16 protein-coding genes and 1 pseudogene are annotated in these 19607 nt (G+C 44.0%); 7 read left to right on the forward strand and 10 right to left on the reverse strand.

The window, feature by feature from the left end:
* The first annotated feature begins 68 nt into the window (after positions 1-68).
* Together barA and AC1HDP_RS08190 are read left to right on the forward strand one after the other, a co-directional pair.
* Positions 69-3017 (forward strand): two-component sensor histidine kinase BarA, encoded by a 2949-nt coding sequence (barA, locus tag AC1HDP_RS08185; protein WP_479638369.1) that lies wholly within the window; start codon positions 69-71, stop codon positions 3015-3017.
* Positions 3007-3627, forward strand: coding sequence for a YjaG family protein (locus AC1HDP_RS08190; protein ID WP_479638370.1), 621 nt, complete (start codon positions 3007-3009; stop codon positions 3625-3627). The genes barA and AC1HDP_RS08190 overlap by 11 nt, the downstream gene beginning before the upstream one ends.
* Before the next feature lie 298 nt (positions 3628-3925).
* Here the strand turns inward: AC1HDP_RS08190 and AC1HDP_RS08195 are convergent, their stop codons facing one another.
* Positions 3926-4828, reverse strand: coding sequence for a LysR family transcriptional regulator (locus AC1HDP_RS08195; protein ID WP_479638371.1), 903 nt, complete (start codon positions 4826-4828; stop codon positions 3926-3928).
* A gap of 211 nt (positions 4829-5039) precedes the next feature.
* On the opposite strand from AC1HDP_RS08195, the gene recN reads away from it, so the two are divergent.
* A complete protein-coding gene (gene recN, locus AC1HDP_RS08200) occupies positions 5040-6698 on the forward strand; it encodes a DNA repair protein RecN (RefSeq protein WP_479638372.1) in 1659 nt (552 codons plus the stop codon).
* 9 nt (positions 6699-6707) lie between these two features.
* Here the strand turns inward: recN and AC1HDP_RS08205 are convergent, their stop codons facing one another.
* Positions 6708-8468 (reverse strand): SulP family inorganic anion transporter, encoded by a 1761-nt coding sequence (locus AC1HDP_RS08205; protein ID WP_479638373.1) that lies wholly within the window; start codon positions 8466-8468, stop codon positions 6708-6710.
* A gap of 387 nt (positions 8469-8855) precedes the next feature.
* The gene (gene ltaE, locus AC1HDP_RS08210; protein WP_479638374.1) at positions 8856-9881 is read right to left on the reverse strand and encodes a low-specificity L-threonine aldolase; all 1026 of its coding nucleotides are present in this window, start codon (positions 9879-9881) and stop codon (positions 8856-8858) included.
* Between the two features lie 211 nt (positions 9882-10092).
* On the opposite strand from ltaE, the gene AC1HDP_RS08215 reads away from it, so the two are divergent.
* Entirely contained in the window at positions 10093-10734 is a 642-nt protein-coding gene (locus tag AC1HDP_RS08215) for a trimeric intracellular cation channel family protein (protein WP_140933330.1), read from the forward strand.
* A gap of 63 nt (positions 10735-10797) precedes the next feature.
* Here AC1HDP_RS08215 and AC1HDP_RS08220 read toward each other — a convergent pair.
* The 3 genes and pseudogenes from AC1HDP_RS08220 to AC1HDP_RS08230 form a co-directional block, all read right to left on the reverse strand.
* Positions 10798-11556, reverse strand: a pseudogene (locus tag AC1HDP_RS08220) (mechanosensitive ion channel family protein); the annotation flags it as partial.
* A gap of 22 nt (positions 11557-11578) precedes the next feature.
* Positions 11579-12732 (reverse strand): IS3 family transposase gene (locus AC1HDP_RS08225; RefSeq protein ID WP_479638375.1). Its coding sequence is split into 2 segments (ribosomal slippage): positions 11579-12489 and positions 12489-12732, totalling 1155 coding nucleotides; the frame shifts between segments, so codons are not numbered across the junction.
* Positions 12733-13263: 531 nt separating this feature from the next.
* Positions 13264-13845 (reverse strand): DUF4136 domain-containing protein, encoded by a 582-nt coding sequence (locus tag AC1HDP_RS08230; protein WP_479638376.1) that lies wholly within the window; start codon positions 13843-13845, stop codon positions 13264-13266.
* A gap of 290 nt (positions 13846-14135) precedes the next feature.
* Here AC1HDP_RS08230 and yciH point away from each other — a divergent pair, with 290 nt between their 5' ends.
* From yciH to ruvX, 3 genes are read left to right on the forward strand one after another with little or no spacing between them, the layout of a single operon-like run.
* Positions 14136-14465, forward strand: a complete 330-nt coding sequence (gene yciH / locus AC1HDP_RS08235; protein WP_479639858.1) for a stress response translation initiation inhibitor YciH — start codon at positions 14136-14138, stop codon at positions 14463-14465.
* A gap of 30 nt (positions 14466-14495) precedes the next feature.
* Positions 14496-15059, forward strand: coding sequence for a YqgE/AlgH family protein (locus AC1HDP_RS08240; protein WP_479638377.1), 564 nt, complete (start codon positions 14496-14498; stop codon positions 15057-15059).
* A 55-nt stretch (positions 15060-15114) separates the two neighbouring features.
* Complete coding sequence (ruvX, locus tag AC1HDP_RS08245) at positions 15115-15531, forward strand: Holliday junction resolvase RuvX (RefSeq protein ID WP_479638378.1); 417 nt, start codon at positions 15115-15117, stop codon at positions 15529-15531.
* A 130-nt stretch (positions 15532-15661) separates the two neighbouring features.
* Here the strand turns inward: ruvX and hemH are convergent, their stop codons facing one another.
* The 4 genes from hemH to AC1HDP_RS08265 form a co-directional block, all read right to left on the reverse strand.
* The gene (gene hemH / locus AC1HDP_RS08250; RefSeq protein ID WP_479638379.1) at positions 15662-16675 is read right to left on the reverse strand and encodes a ferrochelatase; all 1014 of its coding nucleotides are present in this window, start codon (positions 16673-16675) and stop codon (positions 15662-15664) included.
* 36 nt (positions 16676-16711) lie between these two features.
* Entirely contained in the window at positions 16712-17263 is a 552-nt protein-coding gene (locus tag AC1HDP_RS08255; protein ID WP_479638380.1) for a glutathione peroxidase, read from the reverse strand.
* 140 nt (positions 17264-17403) lie between these two features.
* The gene (locus AC1HDP_RS08260) at positions 17404-18522 is read right to left on the reverse strand and encodes a PilT/PilU family type 4a pilus ATPase (RefSeq protein WP_479638381.1); all 1119 of its coding nucleotides are present in this window, start codon (positions 18520-18522) and stop codon (positions 17404-17406) included.
* A gap of 12 nt (positions 18523-18534) precedes the next feature.
* Positions 18535-19572: a type IV pilus twitching motility protein PilT gene (locus AC1HDP_RS08265; RefSeq protein WP_140933337.1), complete on the reverse strand. Its 1038-nt coding sequence runs from the start codon at positions 19570-19572 to the stop codon at positions 18535-18537.
* Between the last annotated feature and the right edge of the window lie 35 nt (positions 19573-19607).

The following is a 19607-nucleotide window of genomic DNA, read 5'->3' on the forward strand; positions in this document are numbered from 1 at the left end:
GGCAGTCTATTTGGACTGTGTCGTCTACTCTTTAAAATATCTAATTACCCATGAACAACAGCAACAATATGACCAAATACAGCTTACGCTCCTGGGTATTGGTGCTCGCATTAGCCCCGACCGTCTTGGTGGGCATTTTATTGGGAAGCTACTTTACCATAAATCGCTTCTACGAGCTTGAATCTAGCCTTATCGCTCAAAGTCGTAATGTGATTGAGCCGCTCGCCATTGCCAGCGAACTCGGATTACTGTCCAGTAATCGTGAAAGTAGTAAACGTTTATTGGCCGCCACCCAGCTAAGCCAAGCGGGACTAATTAAATCCATTGCGATTTTTGATCAGCAAAATAATTTATTTATTACTTCCAATTACACCAAAGATTTTGAAGTGCTGCGCACCAGTCAGCCATTAGAGCAATTGCTCGCGACTCAAAGTGAAAGTCTGGGCGATACCCTTATCTTGCGCACGCCCATTTTCACCTCGGATATCGCCTTTAAAGAAGCCAGCCAACACAACAACCTCAAGCCATTTCCTTTAAAAAATAACTATTTACGTGGTCAGCACCATTTAGGCTATGTGGCCATGGTGGTGAATAAAGAGCAAGCCTTACTAGAGCAACACAGAGCCGCCGTAGCAGCCTTCATCATAGTACTGCTTGGGGTGCAATTTAATTTATTGTTTACCTTTAGATTGGTCAAAAACGTGACTCAACCCATTACTGAAATGGTGCGGGTGGTGGCTAAAATCCGTGAAGGTAAACTTGATACCCGCTTGCAAGGCAACCTCATTGGCGAGCTTGATTTACTTAAACGCGGTATTAATGCCATGGCCAGTTCTTTGCAGGAATATCACAATGAAATGCAACAGAATATTGACCAAGCAACCTCTGATTTACGCGAAACCTTAGAGCAGATTGAAATCCAGAACGTTGAGCTCGATTTAGCCAAAAAGCGCGCGCTCGAAGCCAGCCGGATTAAGTCTGAATTCTTAACTAACATGTCCCATGAATTACGCACGCCTCTCAATGGCGTGATCGGTTTTTCGCGGCAACTCATGAAAACGCCACTGCAAAGTGGCCAGCAAGATTATGTGCGTACCATAGAGCGCAGCGCCCTTACATTACTTAATATCATCAACGATATTCTTGATTTATCTAAACTTGAAGCTGGAAAAATGGTGTTAGAGAACATGCCATTTGGCTTTAGGGACATGCTCAACGATACCCTTAATTTGTTGGCTGGCAGCGCTCGAGAAAAAGGTTTAGAGCTAGTGGTCGATGTCGCGGCTGATGTTCCAGATAACATTACCGGTGATGGCATACGTGTCGGACAAATCATCACCAATCTAGTGGGCAATGCCATCAAGTTTACTGATAATGGCCATGTGATTTTAAAAGTGCGTCAAACCAGTCAAAACCAAGACAAACTGAGTTTACGCTGCGAAGTTATCGATACTGGTATAGGCATTAACAAGAGCCAGCAAGAAATCCTGTTTCAGGCTTTCGCTCAGGCGGACTCATCCATTTCACGCCGTTTTGGTGGCACCGGCCTTGGATTAATCATTACTAAGCGCCTAATTAAGCAAATGGGCGGACAAATTGGCTTTAGCTCAGAGCCCAGTCAAGGCTCAAGCTTCTGGTTTGTATTGCCATTAATGCGCAGTGATATTTCCTATAATGACCATCAACCATTAACTCAATTAGTTGATAAGTCAGTATTACTTTATGAACCACGAGAACTCACTGCCGATGTCATCATAGGCCATTGCCAACATTGGCAAGTGGCCGTTAAACGTGTCATGAGCCTGTATGAACTCACAGAGCAGATTCACACTGCCCGCGCAGGCGATGCGCTGCTGCTCAGTTGCCGTAATATTAGTTACGATGAGTTATCAAAGCTTATTGATCATGCTAATCAACAAGGTTTACAAGTTTTACTTATCAATGATGCCAAAGATCCTAATTTAATTAATGATGATATCGCTCACCGCGTGCATGCCGTTTTAGTGGTACCCATTCATGAGAACTTATTAGCGCGCTTACTCACGGCCCCAATCAGCCCGAGTTTAGATCATAAAGCTAACCTGTTACCGCAAAATGACGTAGCCAAAGCTGTTAATGCAGCGCCATTAACTCACATGCTAGCCAAGGCCTCGTCACACACAACTGAGCCTGACTCCGCCAAAGAGTTGCGCCCAATTAAAGTGTTAGCGGTTGATGATAATCTTGCCAACCTTAAGCTCATTCGCAGTTTGCTCGATGAGTTGGTCAGCGATGTAACCACCACTCATAGAGGTGACAGTGCCATTACCCTTGCTCGAAAAAATAAATATGACCTGATATTTATGGATATTCAAATGCCAGATATTGATGGCATTAAAGCGACACAAGAAATTCGCGACCATTCGCTAAATCAACACACGCCTATTATTGCAGTTACCGCCCACGCCATTGCCGAAGAAAGGCAGCGCATTATTGGTTGCGGTATGGACGCTTACTTATCAAAACCTCTGGATGAACAGGCGCTCAAGCAAACCATTAATGAATGGGCACCAAATATAAGTGAACCTGATGTGAGTGACATTGGCATGAATAAAGTTGGTGCTAATGAAGAGAGTGAATTAACTGCCAATAACTTGAGCACGCCTAATCCTAAGGTGCTCGATTGGCACTTGTGCCTAAGCCAAGCCAATAACAAACCGCAGTTAGCGCAAGAAATCCTGAGCATGATGCTTGATAGTTTGCCGGCCACGGCCGCGCAAATAAATCAGGCGCTCGAGAGTCACGATCACCCAATACTTTTATCTGTGATTCATAAATTGCATGGTGCCTGTTGCTATTGTGGCGTCACCCACACCAAAGCGCTGTGCTATCAAATAGAGTCAGCGCTTAAGCACAATACGCCAATATATGAATTGGAACCTGAAATACTTGAGTTACTTGACGAGCTAACTAAGGTAGAATCTGCCATAAAATATCTATTATCTCAGTTATCGGCGGATTCACTAGATGACCAATAAAGTGGGCTTCTTCAAACGCTTAAAAGCTCTTAATACAGCACAAAAGCAGTTATTTGCTTTGGCACTTTGCCAACGCATGTATCCAAATTATCAATTATTTTCTGAAGTGACTGAGTTTGGCGATGCCAAAGTATTAGACACCACACTCAATTTATTGTGGCAAGCTCAGTACGACAAGAAGTTAAAACTTAACATAGAGATGTATATCGACCGTCTGGAAAACATAGTTCCTGATGCCAGTGACTTCGATATGTACGGTGTTTATCCAGCGCAAGATGCGGTATCAGCTGTGATTTCTTTACTTAGCGGTATTCAATCGCAAGATGAAGAAGATATGGTCAATATTTCAAAATTATCTTCAAGCACTGTGGCTAACTATATCGAAGCCTGCATTGCAGACACTGTCAGTGACAGCATTAAAGAATCAGAACTTGATGACTTAATTTTCAATCATGAAGTGATGGTTGAAGAGCGTGAGCTGCAATCAAACTTGCTCGATATCATAGAAAAAGAGCCTTACGCAAAAGCTGAATTTATTAAATCGCTGCGTAAAGAGTTAGTAGAATCTGGCGTGTCTAACATCGGCATTTCAGCAGAACCAGACGCATAACGTCTAACGTTCAAAGCTCAAAGCTATGTGACCTATTCCCAAGCAGCCATTGCACTTGGGAATAGGATATCAATTTAATACCAAAGAATCTCAGCTAGTTAACTAAGTGCTGACAACACAGTTGCCCCCTAGTCTTCTCTTCTGCACCAAAGCTATCACGAAGCCATCTGAAGCCATGACTAGCAAGTTCGATACTGCGCTTAATTAAGTCGTCATCACTAAGACGCCAATAATGACCAATAAAACCAATACTAAATAGGCACGAATACAAATGGTTTTTATACTGTTTAGCTTACGCTTAATTTGCCATATCAAACAGTTCCGGCGCGCGCGCCTGCATAAAGGCAAGAAACAATTTAACTTTTAATGGCTGCTGACTGCGCTGATGATAGAGCATAGCAATACGCCGCTGCTCCCCTGCCCACTTAGGCAAGACTTTAACTAAAGCGCCACTGGCAAACTCATCTTTAGCAAATAACTCTGGGCCGTATAACACGCCGCCACCTGCTGCTGCCGCTTTAATGGCGCCATGTAAGTCCATCAAGGTTAAGCGCGCCGGGCCATCATAATAAAAACGTTCGCCACTACCATGACTTAATGACCAATTAAATAGTGGCCACACCTTAATTAATCTGTGCTGGCGCAGCTGCGCAGGATGCTCGATTAACTCATTGTTTTCTAGGTAACGCGGCGATGCCATTAAACAATAATCGAGCACGCCAAGAGTTGTCGCAACCCAAGAGGAATCGGGCTGCGCGCCGCCAACAATGGCAATGTCGACCGCCTTATCAATCAAATCCACTTCTTGATTTGATTGAGCTATGTGTAAGCGAATATCTGGGTAAAGGTCACAAAAATCATTTAAGGCATTAAGCAGCACCATAGAGATAATCGAAATCGGCGCTGCTATGCGCAAGGTGCCCTCAGGTTTATCTATGCCGCCGTCACTTAATTCATCAAACTGATTTATCACAGCTTGATAGCGCTGAAATACTGCCAAGCCCTCTTCGGTTAACCTAAATTTTCGGGTGCTGCGCATTAATAGCTGCTGATCTAAAATGGCCTCAAGCTTGGCCAATTGGCGACTCACAGTGGCTATCGGCATAGACAATTCTTTCGCCACTTGCGAAAAACTGCCGGCATTCACTAGGTGAACAAATAAATACACTAGATGTAAATCAGCACCGCCGAGTTCGCGCATGACATTTAACCTTAGAGGAAAGTGGTAAAATTCTACCAGCCTACCTGAGATAAATATATGATGCTATTAGCATTAGTCTTTTACATGCAGCCTAATTAATCACGCTTGCCATGCTAATTAAATGTAAATTGTTCGGGATGGTATTTACTGTATATAAAATCAGTATATACTGTGTATCAATACAGTGTTTAGTCAGTGACAGGAATTCACTATGCTCAGCCAAATTAGCATTCACAATTTTGCCATTGTCCGTTTTTTGGAATTAGACTTCAGCGCCGGTATGACCAGTATCACTGGTGAAACGGGAGCTGGTAAGTCCATCGCTATTGATGCGCTAGGTTTATGCTTAGGTAATCGCGCCGACGCCTCAAGCGTTCGACCTGGGTGCGATAAAGCCGAGGTGAGTACACGCTTTAGTTTAAGCGACGTTCCTGCGGCGCAGCGCTGGCTGGAAGACAACGATCTCGAACTCGACACTGAATGTATTTTACGCCGCATTATTACCACTGAAGGCCGCAGTCGTGCCTACATTAATGGCAATCCTGTTCCTTTAGCCCAGCTTAAGGCGCTTGGACAATTACTGGTGGGTATTCATGGTCAACATGCCCATCACGCCATGCTTAAGTCCGATCAGCAACTAGCCTTGCTTGATAGCTACGCGAACCACAAGTTCTTACAAGAAGCTGTCATCAATGCTTATCAGCAAGTGCGTCAAAGTGAGGCTGAGCTAAAGCGCTTAACCTTAAGTAGCAACGAAAGACTGGCGCGGCGCCAATTACTGCAATACCAAGTGCAAGAGCTGGATGAATTTAACCTGCAAGCCGGTGAATTTCAGGAAATTGAATCTGAGCATAAACGCTTAGCCAATGGCTCGGCGTTAATTGATAATTGTCAGCATAGTTTGCAACTCATCCAAGACAGTGACGATGCCACTATTGAGCAATTGCTTAATAAGGTGATTAATTTAACCTATGAGATCAGTGAGTTTGACCCTGTGCTTGCCAATGTCTGCACCATGTTGAACGAAGCGCTAATTACCATTCAAGAAAGCGCTAATGAGCTCAATCATTTCCAGTCAAAGCTAGAGCTAGACCCTGAACATTTCGCCGAATTAGAAGCGCGATTAACCTCGTGTATGCAATTGGCCAGAAAGCATTTAGTCATGCCAGAGTTATTGTTTGAACGCCATCAAGAATTAGTCACTGAACTTGCGACTATTGATTCTGACGATCAAGCCTTAACTGAGTTAGAACAAGTATTGGCCGCTAAACGCAGCCATTATCTTGAACAAGCAAAAAAACTAAATCAAAGCCGCACTCGCCACGCCAAAGAACTAGAAAAGCTGGTGTGCCAATCGATTCAACAATTAAATATGCCTAAAGCCAAGTTTGTGATTGAAGTTAATTTCAACGAGCAAACCATATCAAGCTTAGGCTGTGACAATGTTGAGTTTCAAGTGACGACTAACCCAGGCCAACCTTTGCAAGCACTAGCAAAAGTGGCGTCTGGCGGCGAATTATCGCGGATTGGTTTAGGTATTCAGGTAATTACCGCGCGCAAAGTAGCCACTCCGACCTTGATATTTGATGAAGTGGATGTCGGGATTTCAGGCTCAACCGCTGCAGTGGTGGGTAGAATGCTGCGCCAATTAGGGCAATCGACTCAAGTATTGTGCGTCACTCACTTGCCGCAAGTTGCCGGTAATGGTCATCAGCATATGTTTGTTGATAAAACCAATAAAGGCGGCCAAACCGAAACTACGATGAAACCGCTCAATCAAGAGCAACGAATTTCTGAACTGGCGCGCCTACTGGGCGGTGATACCATCACAGCAAACACCTTAGCTAATGCTAAGGAATTACTGCAATAATCCCGACACTTACAACATACTGTGCACCAGCACAGTATGTTGGTCTTGCGCTTTACTGATTTGCGGCGCTTCGCCTTCTGCCAAGGCCTCTTTGTAAGCTTGATTCATACGAATCGCTAAGTAGAGATCTGAGCGCACTAAGATAGAGCCATCGCCCGTTGGAATACCAGAAGTATCAAACCAAGACAAAAGTTGACGTTTACGCCCAGCTAAGACTAAGCGGCAACCTTTGTTTTTTAGCTCAAGATGCAACTGCTGCAGCATGGCCATGACGCTTAAATCTAAATGACTAAAACAAGCCACAGCATCAACTATTACACACTCCACTTGCTCATCTTGCTCTTTAATTCTTAATAATATCCTGCGTTTAAAATACACAGAATTGAAATAGGTCAAAGGCGAATTAAAGCGAAAAATAAGCACTGATGGAATTTTCTTAGCTTTATCGGACGTATCTATGCTGCGTAACACCCCCTTACTATCTAGCCCTAATACCTGATCGGTCGGACGCATCACCACCATAATAAATTGAAATAATCCGAGTAATACCGCAAGGGTGATCCCAGGAATTACCCCAATAATCAGTACTGAACTTAACGTTACGACAGATAAGATAAAAGCAGTTTTATCCCTTTGTTTCAACAACCAAATGGCTTTGAGGTCGATAAGCGAAATTGAGGCAATAACTAACACCACAGACAAGGCGCTAAGCGGGATAAATTGCAAAGGTGCGGTAAGAAACAAGGCAACTATGGCAATTATGATGGCAGCAATAACTGACACTAATTGGGTGCGGCCGCCATTGGCATCATTAACCGCTGTGCGCGAATCCGCGCCACTAATAGCAAAACCTTGGGATAAGGCCGAGGCAATATTGGCCACCCCAAGCGCTTTAAATTCTTGGTCGGCGTCCACTTCATAATTGTTTTTGGCAGCAAAGCTTCTTGCTGTCAGCATCATACTCACGAAACTCACTAAGGCTAAGTTTAAGGCGGGTATCACTAACTCCCTTAGCATACCGAGCTCAAAGCTTGGGGTCTGCATTTTTGGCATGCCGCCAGTTAATGGCCCGACGACTGCTACCCCTACCTTATCTAAATTAAACAGCCATACCACTAACGCCGCTACTGACATAGCAAACATGGCCGCAGGCCAGTCTGGGCGTAAACGTTTTACCAAAATAAAACTCAATAAACACAGCATACTAATACTGATGGTGGCCCAGTGAATTTGATGCAAGATATTAGGAATAGAGGCTAAGCGCTCGAGTAAATAAATATGTTCAAATTTAATGCCAAATATTTTAGAGAATTGGCCAACGATAATAGTTAAGGCTACGCCATTAAGCAGCCCAAGCAAAATTGGGCGCGATAAAAAGTCAGCAAATAATCCTAAACGCACTTTACTGGCAATTAAGCACCATATTCCTGTCATTAGCGACATGGTCATGGCCAACTGCCAGTATTTAACTGGGTCACCAGAAGCTAATGGGGCAATAACTGCGGCAATCACGGCGCATGTGGCTGCATCTGGGCCTATGATGAGCTGCCTTGATGATCCCATCAGGGCATAAACCAGCATAGGTAAAATACAGGAATACAAACCCGCCATCGGGTTAACACCGGTAAGCTGCGCATAAGCGACGGCCACAGGTAAAGCCACGGCCGCCACAGAAATTCCAGCGCGCAGATCATCTTTGAACCATTGCCTTTGATACTCTCTAATCAAGGACAAACCTGGAAACCACGCCAAAATTCCTTTTGAAAACATTTCCACTCCACGGCTTAAATTTACAAATAAGCATGCGCCAAATAAAAAACTTAACCAGAAACTGGCTTAACTTTTGTTAGCTATTGATAAAATCTAAGGAAGCTTAAATATGGTGAATTAGTCGCAATAAATCAAGAAGTTAATTTATATTTAATCTTTAAATTGGCGATTTCGTGTAACAGGCGTAAAGCGAACTTTCATTACTAAACGCTAAGGCAATGACAAGATAGCCATAACTACATTTAGCAGGAAAAACATAGGATCAGTGTCGCTAAAACAGCAGCGGCACATTGCAGCTGATTGGCCCTGTTGCAGCCATAATCTTTACGCTGCATAGGGCCAATAGAATTGAAGTTATCGGCTTCAATAACCCTTAGGCATAGAATGCTAGCAGCTTAAAAAGGATTTAATGCCACTGACTAACTTATCAACCCCAACGCGACTGATATCTTTATGTAAAACAAAGCGCAGCGAATTGCCGCCAGAAATAATCACGCCTTGCTCACGTAAATGAGTAACTAACATCTGACTATTGAGCGCGCCATTTATGCCAGCAAACACCATATTGGTTTGCACTTTGGCCATATCGATAATGAGCTCGTCAATAGATAGCAACTGCTCAGCTAAATACTTGGCGTTGTCGTGATCTTGCGTTAATCGGCTGACTTGAGTGGTAAGTGCAAGCTCACCTGCTGCCGCTAATATGCCAGCTTGGCGCATGCCACCTCCCAGCACTTTGCGCCAGCGCCGCGCTTTAGCAATTAAGGCTTCATCTCCCAGTAACAAGGAACCGACAGGTGCTGCTAAGCCTTTGGATAAACACACAGAGACAGAATCAAAATACTGAGCAATGTCTGCCATATCACAATTATTCGCAACCGCCGCATTGGCCAGGCGCGCACCATCAAGATGAATTTTAAGGCGGTTATTGAAAGCTAATTGCTGCGCATCGGCCAAATACTGTTGCGGCAGTACTTGGCCGCCTATGGTATTTTCTAAACTGATTAAGCGAGTACGCGCAAAATGATGATCATCAGGTTTAATCGCGTTAATGATAGATTGCAAATCTATGGTGCCATCGCTTAAGTTTTCTAATGGTTGCGGCTGAATACTACCGAGCACAGCGGCGCCGCCCCCTTCGTATTTATAGTTATGGGAATGCTGACCACAAATATACTCATCGCCGCGCTCACAATGCCCCATTAACGCCAATAAGTTAGCTTGGGTACCGCTTGAGGTAAATAACGCCGCATCAAACCCCAACAGATCGGCGGCTAAGGCTTCTAGGCGATTAACGCTCGGGTCATCACCATAAACATCATCACCCACTGGAGCGTTAGCCATAGCAGCACGCATAGCTGCTGTCGGCTGAGTGACAGTGTCACTTCTAAAATCAAAAACCTCAGTTGTCATTGTTTGTCCTTATTTATAAAAATTATTATGAGACCCAAGTCGAATTAACGCCGAACAATTAACGAACTTGCATAATTATCAAGCATTGCAGCCACTCACCCGCCAAACACAACCATTAGATAATCTAATCCAAAACTTTAGTTATTGTCATTTGGAAATCCACTCAAAATCAGGCAAAATTGCGGCCTTTTCTTAATAACGACAATCCCCAATGCACGAAGCACAAATTATTTCAGCACTCTGGCTGATTGGTATCTTAGCCGAAGCCATGACAGGGGCGCTGGCGGCGGGTCGCAAACAGATGGATCTCGTGGGCGTAGTCATCATAGGATGCGCAACAGCCATTGGTGGCGGCACCTTACGCGACATGCTACTTGGCAACTACCCGCTAGTATGGGTTGATAATGTCCATTACCTACTAGCTATCGCCTGCGCCTCATTACTGACGGTTATGATAGCGCCAATTATGCGCTACCTCTCCAGTTTCTTTTTAGCACTGGATGCGCTGGGACTTGCCGTATTTTCCATTGTCGGCGCCCAAAAAACCTTAATGTTAGGTTATAGCCCGTTAGTTGCTATTGTCATGGGACTAGTCACAGGTGTATTTGGCGGCGTTATTCGCGATATTTTATGTAATCAAATGCCGCTGATTTTCAGAAAAGAATTATACGCCGTGATATCGCTACTTACCGCAGGGCTTTATGTCGGACTTAAATTAGTGGCAGTACCCGAATGGATAAACTTAATTATCTGTATTAGTACTGGCTTTAGTGTGCGTATGCTGGCACTCAAATATCATTGGTCAATTCCAACCTTTGATTATCAAGCGGGTAATGATCAACATAATCATTAATTGCAGAGCTAAATGACATAGGGTAGTTGCAACGACTACTACCCTATCAAGCAAACGTATTAGTTAGCTAGATGGCAACTGCTTAACGTGAACGTCCATTTGCGGAAACGGAATACCAATACCCGCTTCATCCAGTTTAAGCTTAATGGTTTCCATAATCGCAAAATGTGCAGGCCAGTAATCACTGGTTTTTACCCAAGGACGCACCACAAAATTCACCGATGAATTAGCCAGCGCAGTTAACCCCACGGTATAACCAGGATCAGCTAACACATAATTTGATTGTTCTAAAATCTCGCAGAGCAACTTCTTAGTCGCCGCGATATCAGCATCATAAGAAACGCCAATCACCAAATCGATACGGCGCTTATCCATAGCCGAGTAATTAGTGATAGTGCCATTCATCATGGCCGAGTTTGGCGCTATCACGACTTTATTATCTGGCGTCAATAAACGAGTAGAGAAAATAGTAATTTCATCAACTGTGCCCGCAACACCTGCGGCTTCCACATAATCACCGACGCGGCAAGGACGGAATATTACCATCAAGACACCAGCGGCAAAATTAGCTAACGAGCCTTGTAAAGTTAAGCCTATGGCTAAACCCGCCGCACCTATCACAGCCACTAACGACGCAGTTTGTACGCCAATTTGGCCAAGCGCTGCAATCACGGTAAATGCCAGTACCACTGACCAAGCGATATTAGATACAAAGGATGATACCGTTCTATCAACTTTGCGCCGCTCTAAGGTTTTGAAGGTGATTTTTTTAGCTACATTTGCCACATACTTACCAACGATAAAAATAACAATCGCCATGATCTGATCCGCTAACTCTGGACACTTAACTAAGCACTATTTTCAATTCAAAATTCTCAGGGCTTAAATAGCCAAGTGAACTATGCCTTCTGGTTTTATTGTAATCAACTTCTATGTACTCAAACACTGTGTGCTTCATGGTTTCCCGGTCCATGATCGGCTCGTACTGAATGGTCTCAACCTTCAATGAATGGAAGAAGCTCTCTGCACAGGCGTTGTCCCAGCAGCAGGCTTTGCGGCTCATGCTTTGGATAAGCTGATTTTTTTCAATCAGATCTCGATACGCATGTGAACAATATTGGCTGCCTTGGTCACTATGAACAATCACTTTTTTTGGAAAACCACGACGAAACAGCGCCATTGTCAGCGCGTCACAAGCCAGCTTAGCCGTCATGCGATTACTCATCGACCAGCCAATCACGGCGCGCGAGTACAAATCGATAATCACCGCCAGATACAGCCAGCCTTCGCTTGTCATCAGATACGTGATATCACCGACCCATTTTTGGTTCGGGCCGCTGGCATCGAAGTTCTGCTCCAGCAGATTTGGCGCTACCGAAAGCAGGTGATCGCTGTCAGTTGTTGTTTTGAATTTACGGGCTGCTTTAGCCACTAAATTCTGTCTTGTCATGCTGTTCATCATGGTTTTCAAATTAGCGCGATCGTAATCTTCGGCGAGGTCGACTTGAATACGCCGAGCGCCAGAGCGTTCCTTGCTCTGGACAAAAATAGCTTTGATTTGCTTATCACGGCTGCGCTGTTTGCGCAAGCGTGTACTCGGCTTTTTGCTTGATTTTCGCCAGACATAATACCCACTTCGCGTCACGCCAAGCACTGTCGCCATTGGCTTTAGGCGAAACTGGTGCTGGTGTTCGAGCATAAATTCGAATCGTTCTACTTTTGATTCTTCGCGAAGTAGGTGGCCGCCTTTTTTAGGATGGCTAAATCCTCAGCTTGGTCGGCTAACAGGCGTTTTAACTTGGCAACTTCAGCAGCAAGCTCGGCTTCGCGCTGGCTAGTTGTCGATTTCTTCTCAATGGCAGAGCGCCAGTTATAACGTTGTGATCCGTAGATTTTGAGCTGCCTAGCAGCTTCAGCAACACCGACACGTTCGGCTAGTTTCAGGGCTTCAGCTTTAAATTCAGCCGTGTGGGTCTTGCGGGGCTTTTTGATTGTCATATTCACCTCGTTAAGTCATTTTACTCACTTAGCGTGGTGTCCAAAAGTATTGGATCAGATCACCAGTAGAATCTTAACCCCATAAGTCACCACAAAACCTGGTAGTTCTTGGACTAGTTGACTCCAATCATCCATAGTTAATGCCTCTTTATTGGTTATAAATTGTAAACATGGTAAAGCGGGTTAAATACGCTAGCACTAATGACTAATTCTAAGAATTTGTTATTAGAATTAGTCACTAACAATAGTTACTCTTAACAATAGCTATTGGTATTAGCTGATTAAAACCTGGGTGGACTCATTGCAAATAATGACACCTACCACTCAATCGGATTTCAACGCAAAACTTACAACCCTAAGACTACAACTGACACGCAAGCAACACAAGGTTGTAACCATATTGAAAAGCGTACATTCGAAATCGAAATAGTGAGAAATAGCACGGATGCTCAATAATCAACCACTAGCTGATAACGCTAATGGCCAGCAACAAAAACAGCGGCCTTAGCCGCTGTTTGATAATGCTAAAATTTACGAACCCACTTTAGGCGGGAAATTAGCGAGAATTTGAGCAACCGCTTCATTAATAAATTGAGTCCGTTGCTCTGGGGTATCTTTATCACGAATAATATTTGATAACGAACCGCGCCAAATTAACTTGCCAGACGCTTGATCAATAATATCGACAATCAAAGTACCCACGTCATATTCACGCACCTGAGTTTGAGTCGATGCGGTACCTGGTCCCCAAGGATTGCCCCAGCCCCAGTTTGGAGCATAGTAAGAATAATAAGGGTTATAACCATAATAATTAGTAAAGGTATCAACATCGACCTTAGTATCTACCTTAGTGAGGTAGTTCACTAATAACTGAGCATTGGCTTGCGGGGTGCTTGTTAGCCCTTTTGCCGCCAGTTCATTGTTAATTGCCGTACGCACACGCTCATCCATTAAACCATCAAGATGATATTGCGAATCATCACCTGGTGATGTCACCCAAGCGTAGGTTTTAAACTGCGAGAAATTTACTTCAGGATTATAGTCCCAACTGGTTTTAACACTGCTACAAGCACTGAGTGCCAGTACCATTACAGCCAAAAATAGCTTTTTCATATTTCTACCTCGAAGAAATAAACACTGTCACACTTATGATTAAGGAGTCTAAGCTCACAAGCTTAAATCGCTAAATGTATGCGCAAACCAGCCGATAATCTAATCAACACAGGTTAGGTTGTAACAGCATGGAAATCCAGTAGCTAAATGAAATAATTCAATTAATTATTATTGAACTGACAGCGATACAACAAATAGATAACCTGAAAATTCACCTAAAACCAACACTCCCGTTTATAGCTAGATTTTGGTAAAATCTCATGATTGAAGATGATTTAGGCTGTCACTATATGCGTATCGATCCAAATGTAACCTTAGTCTATAGCACGGATAAGGGCCGAATTGAGCCTGAAGCTGAGGTAGTCGCGCCGCCAACTGGCGATGGAATTATCAGAATTCATCGTGATACTAAGGGCAGAAAAGGCAAAGGGGTGAGCATAATTAAAGGCCTCAGCTTAGATGCCAAAGCATTAGATACTTTAGCAAAAACGCTCAAAAAACAATGCGGCTGCGGCGGCACAGTCAAAGATTTCTGTATTGAGATCCAAACAGATAATCGCGAGCTGCTAAAAACCTTGCTAGAGAAACAACATTATACTGTCAAACTCGCAGGCGGCTAAGCCACCTAACCTCCTGATAAAGGAAATCGCATGCTAAGTCTTCAAAACCAATTATTAATCGCTATGCCTTCGCTTAAGAACAGCATTTTTGAGCGCAGCCTTATCTATATTTGCGAGCATGATAAGTCAGGTGCCATGGGGCTTATCATTAATCGCCCAGCAGGTCTTGATGTCGGCACCTTAGTTGAACAAATGGAACTCAGTGACGAAATCCCAGATTTTGCCGATTCGCCGCAAAACCAAGTGCTGATTGGTGGACCCGTCACTCCAGATAAAGGCTTTGTATTACATAGCCCGCAGCCTTATTGGACCACTAGTCAAAAGTTGACCGACGATTTAATGCTCACTACCTCTAAAGATATTTTGTCATCATTAGGTAGTGATAAGGCCCCAGAAAAATTTTTAGTGGCACTAGGTTATGCTGGCTGGGCAAAAGATCAATTAGAGCATGAGCTTGCGGAAAACTCCTGGCTTAGCGTCCCTGCCACCCCAGAATTGCTATTTAGCGCTGAATTGGAAAATCGATGGGAGCTTGCCATGCAGTCGTTAGGCTTTAACGTCTGGCAAATGTCGAGTCAAATCGGTCACGCTTAATAATTAATGCCAACGAAGCAGCAAGTGCTTAGCTGGTCACATCAAGAAGTAACTCATGACACAAACAGTTTTAGGCTTTGATTTTGGCACTAAGAGTATTGGCGTTGCCATTGGCCAACAAATCACAGGTACCGCAAGACCACTATTATCCTTAAAAGCCACAGATGGCATTCCAAATTGGGAAGATATAGGCAAGCTTATTGCTGAGTGGCAACCCGATCTGGTGGTGGTCGGTTTACCGCTCAATATGGATGGCACCGAGCAAGAAATGACGAAGCGGGCGCGAAAATTTGCTAATCGCCTCAATAGCCGCTTTGGTGTCAAGATTCATACTCAAGATGAGCGCCTCACTACTGCCGATGCTAAAGCGAGATTATTTGAGCTTGGCGGTTACAAAGCACTAACCAAAGATCAAATCGATGCTGTCTCTGCCGTGCTGATTATTGAGAGCTATTTTGACAGTTGCTATTAACTTCAGCGCAGCTCTTTAACTTAAGCAAAGCGCTCTGACTTAAGCACAATACTTTAGCTAGAAACACATAAGCCAAGCAATGCTTGGCTTATGGTTTAGGATTGAGTGAAACCGCAATGACTACTTTAGATTAAAAGTAAGGCTTCACTAAGTTTGCCATCATTTCAATGTGTAAATCATCATCATTCAGGCAAGGGATATAACGGAAACTCTCGCCGCCAGCATGCTCAAATATCTCACGGTTTTCACCGGCAATTTCTTCTAAAGTTTCCAAACAATCGGCACTAAACGCTGGGCAAGCGACAGCAATATCAGTAATACCTTGAGCTGGCAACGCCGCCATAGTGGCATCGGTATAAGGTTGTAACCAAGTTGCCTTGCCAAATCTTGATTGGAAAGTCGTTAAAATATCATTTGGGTCCATGGCTAAGGTTTCAGCGACCAAGCGACTGGTTTTGATGCAGAAACAGTAATAAGGATCGCCAAGCTCCAGATTACGTTTAGGCATACCATGGTAAGACAAGACTAATTTTTGTGGCTTACCATGGGCATCAAAATCGCGTTTAAGTGACGCGCACAATGCTTTGATAAAATCCGGATTGTCATGATAAGTATGAATAAAATGCAACGAGGGTAAATATCGCCATTGCATCATCTCCTTCGCAATCGCATCAAACACTGATGCAGTAGTTGGCGCGGCGTATTGTGGATAAAGCGGTAACACAATTATTTTATCAATGCCGCTATCGCGCATATTTTGCATCACGCTGCTAATTGAAGGATTACCATAGCGCATGGCAAGATGAACGCTGACATTCTGCCCTTCACTCTTGAGTAAACTTGCAAGTTTGGCGGTTTGGCGCAGGCTAATATCCATCAGAGGCGAGCCCGCCTCAGTCCAGACTAACTGATAATTAGCCGCAGATTTTTCCGGGCGGGTGCGCAAAATAATCCCGTGCAGAATGGCTTGCCACACCAATTTTGGAATTTCAATGACTCTTGGGTCGGATAAAAACTCAGCTAAATATTTACGTACTGCTTTTGGGGTTGGTGCATCTGGCGTGCCCAAGTTCACTAACAGCACGCCGGTTTTATTTCTTGTTTGGTGCCCAAGTTCATTGGACATGCCAGAATATTTAGCCAAAACAACCTCTTCTGAATTTTGTATTTATAGGCGGTATTAAAGCACAGAATTAATAGCTTGAGTAAGTTCTGGGCTATTAGGATTTACGCGAGAATTGAACTGGATAACAGTTTGACCATCTGCGCTCACTAAATATTTATAAAAGTTCCATTTTGGCGAGGCGGATTTATCGGCTAAGTAGCTAAACACTGAATTAGCATCACTGCCACGAACACTTGATGGCGCCACCATAGTAAAACTTACGCCATAGTTGATGTAGCAAACCTTGGCGGTTTCTTCTTCTTTATCTTCTTCTTGAAAAAAGTCATCCGATGGGAAACCTATCACCACTAAGCCTTTATCTTTATAGGCTTGGTGCACAGCTTCTAACTGCTTAAATTGTGGAGTAAAGCCGCAATTACTGGCGGTATTAACTATCAAGACCGGCTTACCTTTAGTGAGTTCACATAGATTAATCTCTTGCTCAGAATGCAGCTTTTTAACGGTGACATTTAAATAATCAGCGCACTCACTCGCTAACACGCTAGGGCTAAACAACAGTACTGTGGCACTCACCAGTAAGCTGCGACGACATGGCAAAATTGGCATGGTAGTTCCTTTAAATCACTGAGTTATTGTTCATTATTGTATTGAGCGATTTTGCTCAACTCAAAGGGCGATAGAACTAATTTACACATAAAAAAACTGCTGAACCAGCAGCAGTTTTTAGATGGATAAACGCCGTAGCTTTAACCTAAATCTAAGGTCACTTTATCCATCAAACCCACTGTGGCACCTTCAGAATCTTTACCTTTAAGCTTTAACATCAAACGTAAATCATTGGGCGAATCGGCATGATGCAAGGCATCGGCATAACTAATATCACCGCTTTGATAAAGGTGAAATAACGCCTGATCGAAAGTTTGCATGCCTTGTTCATTGGACTTAGCCATGGTTTCTTTGAGTAAATGTAATTCATTTTTTTGAATTAACGACGAGATTCGCGGCGTATTAATTAAGATTTCAATGGCCGCCATTCGGCCATGGCCATCCATTTTGGGCACCAGTTGCTGCGCCACAATACCACGTAAATTCAATGACAAATCAAAAAGTAACTGTTGATGCTTACTTTCAGGCACCAAATGCATAATGCGATCTAACGCTTGGTTGGCATTGTTAGCATGCAAGGTTGCCATACATAAGTGACCCGTTTCAGCGAACGCTAAGGCGAACTCCATGGTTTCTTGGGTGCGAATTTCACCAATTAAAATCACATCGGGCGCTTGGCGCAGTGAACTTTTAAGGGCTGATTCAAACGAGTCGGTATCTATGCCCACCTCGCGCTGGGTAACTATGCTAAGCCTGTGGTCATGCACAAATTCCACCGGGTCTTCAATCGTTAAGATATGACCGCGGGCATTGCCGTTACGATAGCCTACCAGTGCCGCTAGCGACGTTGACTTACCTGTGCCTGTGCCGCCCACCATAATGATTAAGCCGCGCTTACTCATCACGAGATCTTTAAGGATTGGTGGCAACTTTAAATCATCAACATCGGGGATTTTGGTCTCGATGCGGCGCATAACGCATCCCGCGGATTCTCTCTGCCAAAAAGCGCTCACACGAAAACGCCCAAGATCTTTAACCCCAAAAGCAAAGTTACACTCGCGAGAAGTGTGAAACTCTTGTTTTTGCACGTCAGACATTAAGGATTCAACAAACAGTAACGATTGCGTCGGCGTGAGCCTTTGCTCACCGAGCGGCTGCAATTCACCATCGATTTTAGCGCTTGGGGGAAAACCCGCCGTCACAAACAAGTCCGAAGCCTTGCGCTCAACCATGATTTTAAGAAATGGAAGCACATCCATGGGTGAAGCTCCTTAGAAACTCGCCTGTTTATTCGAACTCTTACTCATAGCATCTTCACGAGTAATTAAGCCGCGATTCACCAAATTCTGTAAACACTGCTCAAGCGTTTGCATGCCATGGGACATACCGGTTTGAATGGCTGAATACATTTGCGCCACTTTATCCTCACGGATTAAGTTACGAATGGCAGGAGTGCCCATCATGATTTCATGAGCTGCCACGCGACCGCCACCGACTTTCTTAATCAAGGTTTGCGAGATAACGGCTTGTAAGGATTCAGACAGCATAGTGCGCACCATGTCTTTCTCGCCGGCAGGAAACACGTCAACCACACGGTCAATGGTTTTAGCGGCTGAGGTAGTATGCAAAGTACCAAACACTAAATGACCGGTTTCTGCGGCCGTCATGGCTAAGCGGATGGTTTCAAGATCGCGCATCTCACCCACTAAAATAACATCTGGGTCTTCACGCAGGGCTGAGCGCAGCGCCGCATTAAAGCTATGAGTATGACGATGCACTTCGCGCTGGTTAATCAAGCATTGCTTGTTGGGGTGCACGAATTCAATGGGATCTTCAATTGTTAAAATATGATCATGTCGATTTTCGTTAATATAATCGACCATAGCGGCGAGCGTGGTACTCTTACCTGAACCAGTAGGCCCGGTGACTAACACTAAGCCACGGGGAAAGCTTGAAATCTTTTTAAAAATCTCAGGGGCACCTAACTGCTCGAGCGATAAAATGGTGCTCGGAATAGTACGGAAAACAGCGGCGGCTCCACGAGATTGATTGAAGGCATTGACCCTGAAACGGGCAAGATTCGGAACTTCAAATGAAAAGTCGATTTCTAAATGCTCTTCATAGTCTTTACGCTGCTTGTCATTCATAATGTCGTAAACCAATGAATGCACACCTTGATGATCGAGCGCTGGCACATTGAGCTTTCTTACATCGCCATCAACACGGATCATTGGCGGAACGCCAGAAGACAAATGCAAATCTGAGGCGTTATGCTTTACACTAAACGCCAATAATTCGGTTATTTCCATAATTCGGGATATCCCTTCAAACAAGTTAGTACATC

Source organism: Shewanella sp. ISS20 (assembly GCF_056522965.1).

Excerpts from the sequence above, each read along its gene's own strand:
- ruvX (WP_479638378.1), top strand. The coding sequence starts at position 15,115 with ATGACACAAACAGTTTTAGGCTTTGATTTTGGCACTAAGAGTATTGGC.
- AC1HDP_RS08260 (WP_479638381.1), bottom strand. The coding sequence starts at position 18,522 with ATGGATGTGCTTCCATTTCTTAAAATCATGGTTGAGCGCAAGGCTTCG.
- ltaE (WP_479638374.1), bottom strand. The coding sequence starts at position 9,881 with ATGACAACTGAGGTTTTTGATTTTAGAAGTGACACTGTCACTCAGCCG.
- AC1HDP_RS08205 (WP_479638373.1), bottom strand. The coding sequence starts at position 8,468 with ATGTTTTCAAAAGGAATTTTGGCGTGGTTTCCAGGTTTGTCCTTGATT.
- barA (WP_479638369.1), top strand. The coding sequence starts at position 69 with ATGACCAAATACAGCTTACGCTCCTGGGTATTGGTGCTCGCATTAGCC.
- AC1HDP_RS08255 (WP_479638380.1), bottom strand. The coding sequence starts at position 17,263 with ATGCCAATTTTGCCATGTCGTCGCAGCTTACTGGTGAGTGCCACAGTA.
- AC1HDP_RS08240 (WP_479638377.1), top strand. The coding sequence starts at position 14,496 with ATGCTAAGTCTTCAAAACCAATTATTAATCGCTATGCCTTCGCTTAAG.
- AC1HDP_RS08230 (WP_479638376.1), bottom strand. The coding sequence starts at position 13,845 with ATGAAAAAGCTATTTTTGGCTGTAATGGTACTGGCACTCAGTGCTTGT.
- AC1HDP_RS08215 (WP_140933330.1), top strand. The coding sequence starts at position 10,093 with ATGCACGAAGCACAAATTATTTCAGCACTCTGGCTGATTGGTATCTTA.
- AC1HDP_RS08265 (WP_140933337.1), bottom strand. The coding sequence starts at position 19,572 with ATGGAAATAACCGAATTATTGGCGTTTAGTGTAAAGCATAACGCCTCA.
- AC1HDP_RS08195 (WP_479638371.1), bottom strand. The coding sequence starts at position 4,828 with ATGCGCGAACTCGGCGGTGCTGATTTACATCTAGTGTATTTATTTGTT.
- recN (WP_479638372.1), top strand. The coding sequence starts at position 5,040 with ATGCTCAGCCAAATTAGCATTCACAATTTTGCCATTGTCCGTTTTTTG.
- AC1HDP_RS08190 (WP_479638370.1), top strand. The coding sequence starts at position 3,007 with ATGACCAATAAAGTGGGCTTCTTCAAACGCTTAAAAGCTCTTAATACA.
- yciH (WP_479639858.1), top strand. The coding sequence starts at position 14,136 with ATGCGTATCGATCCAAATGTAACCTTAGTCTATAGCACGGATAAGGGC.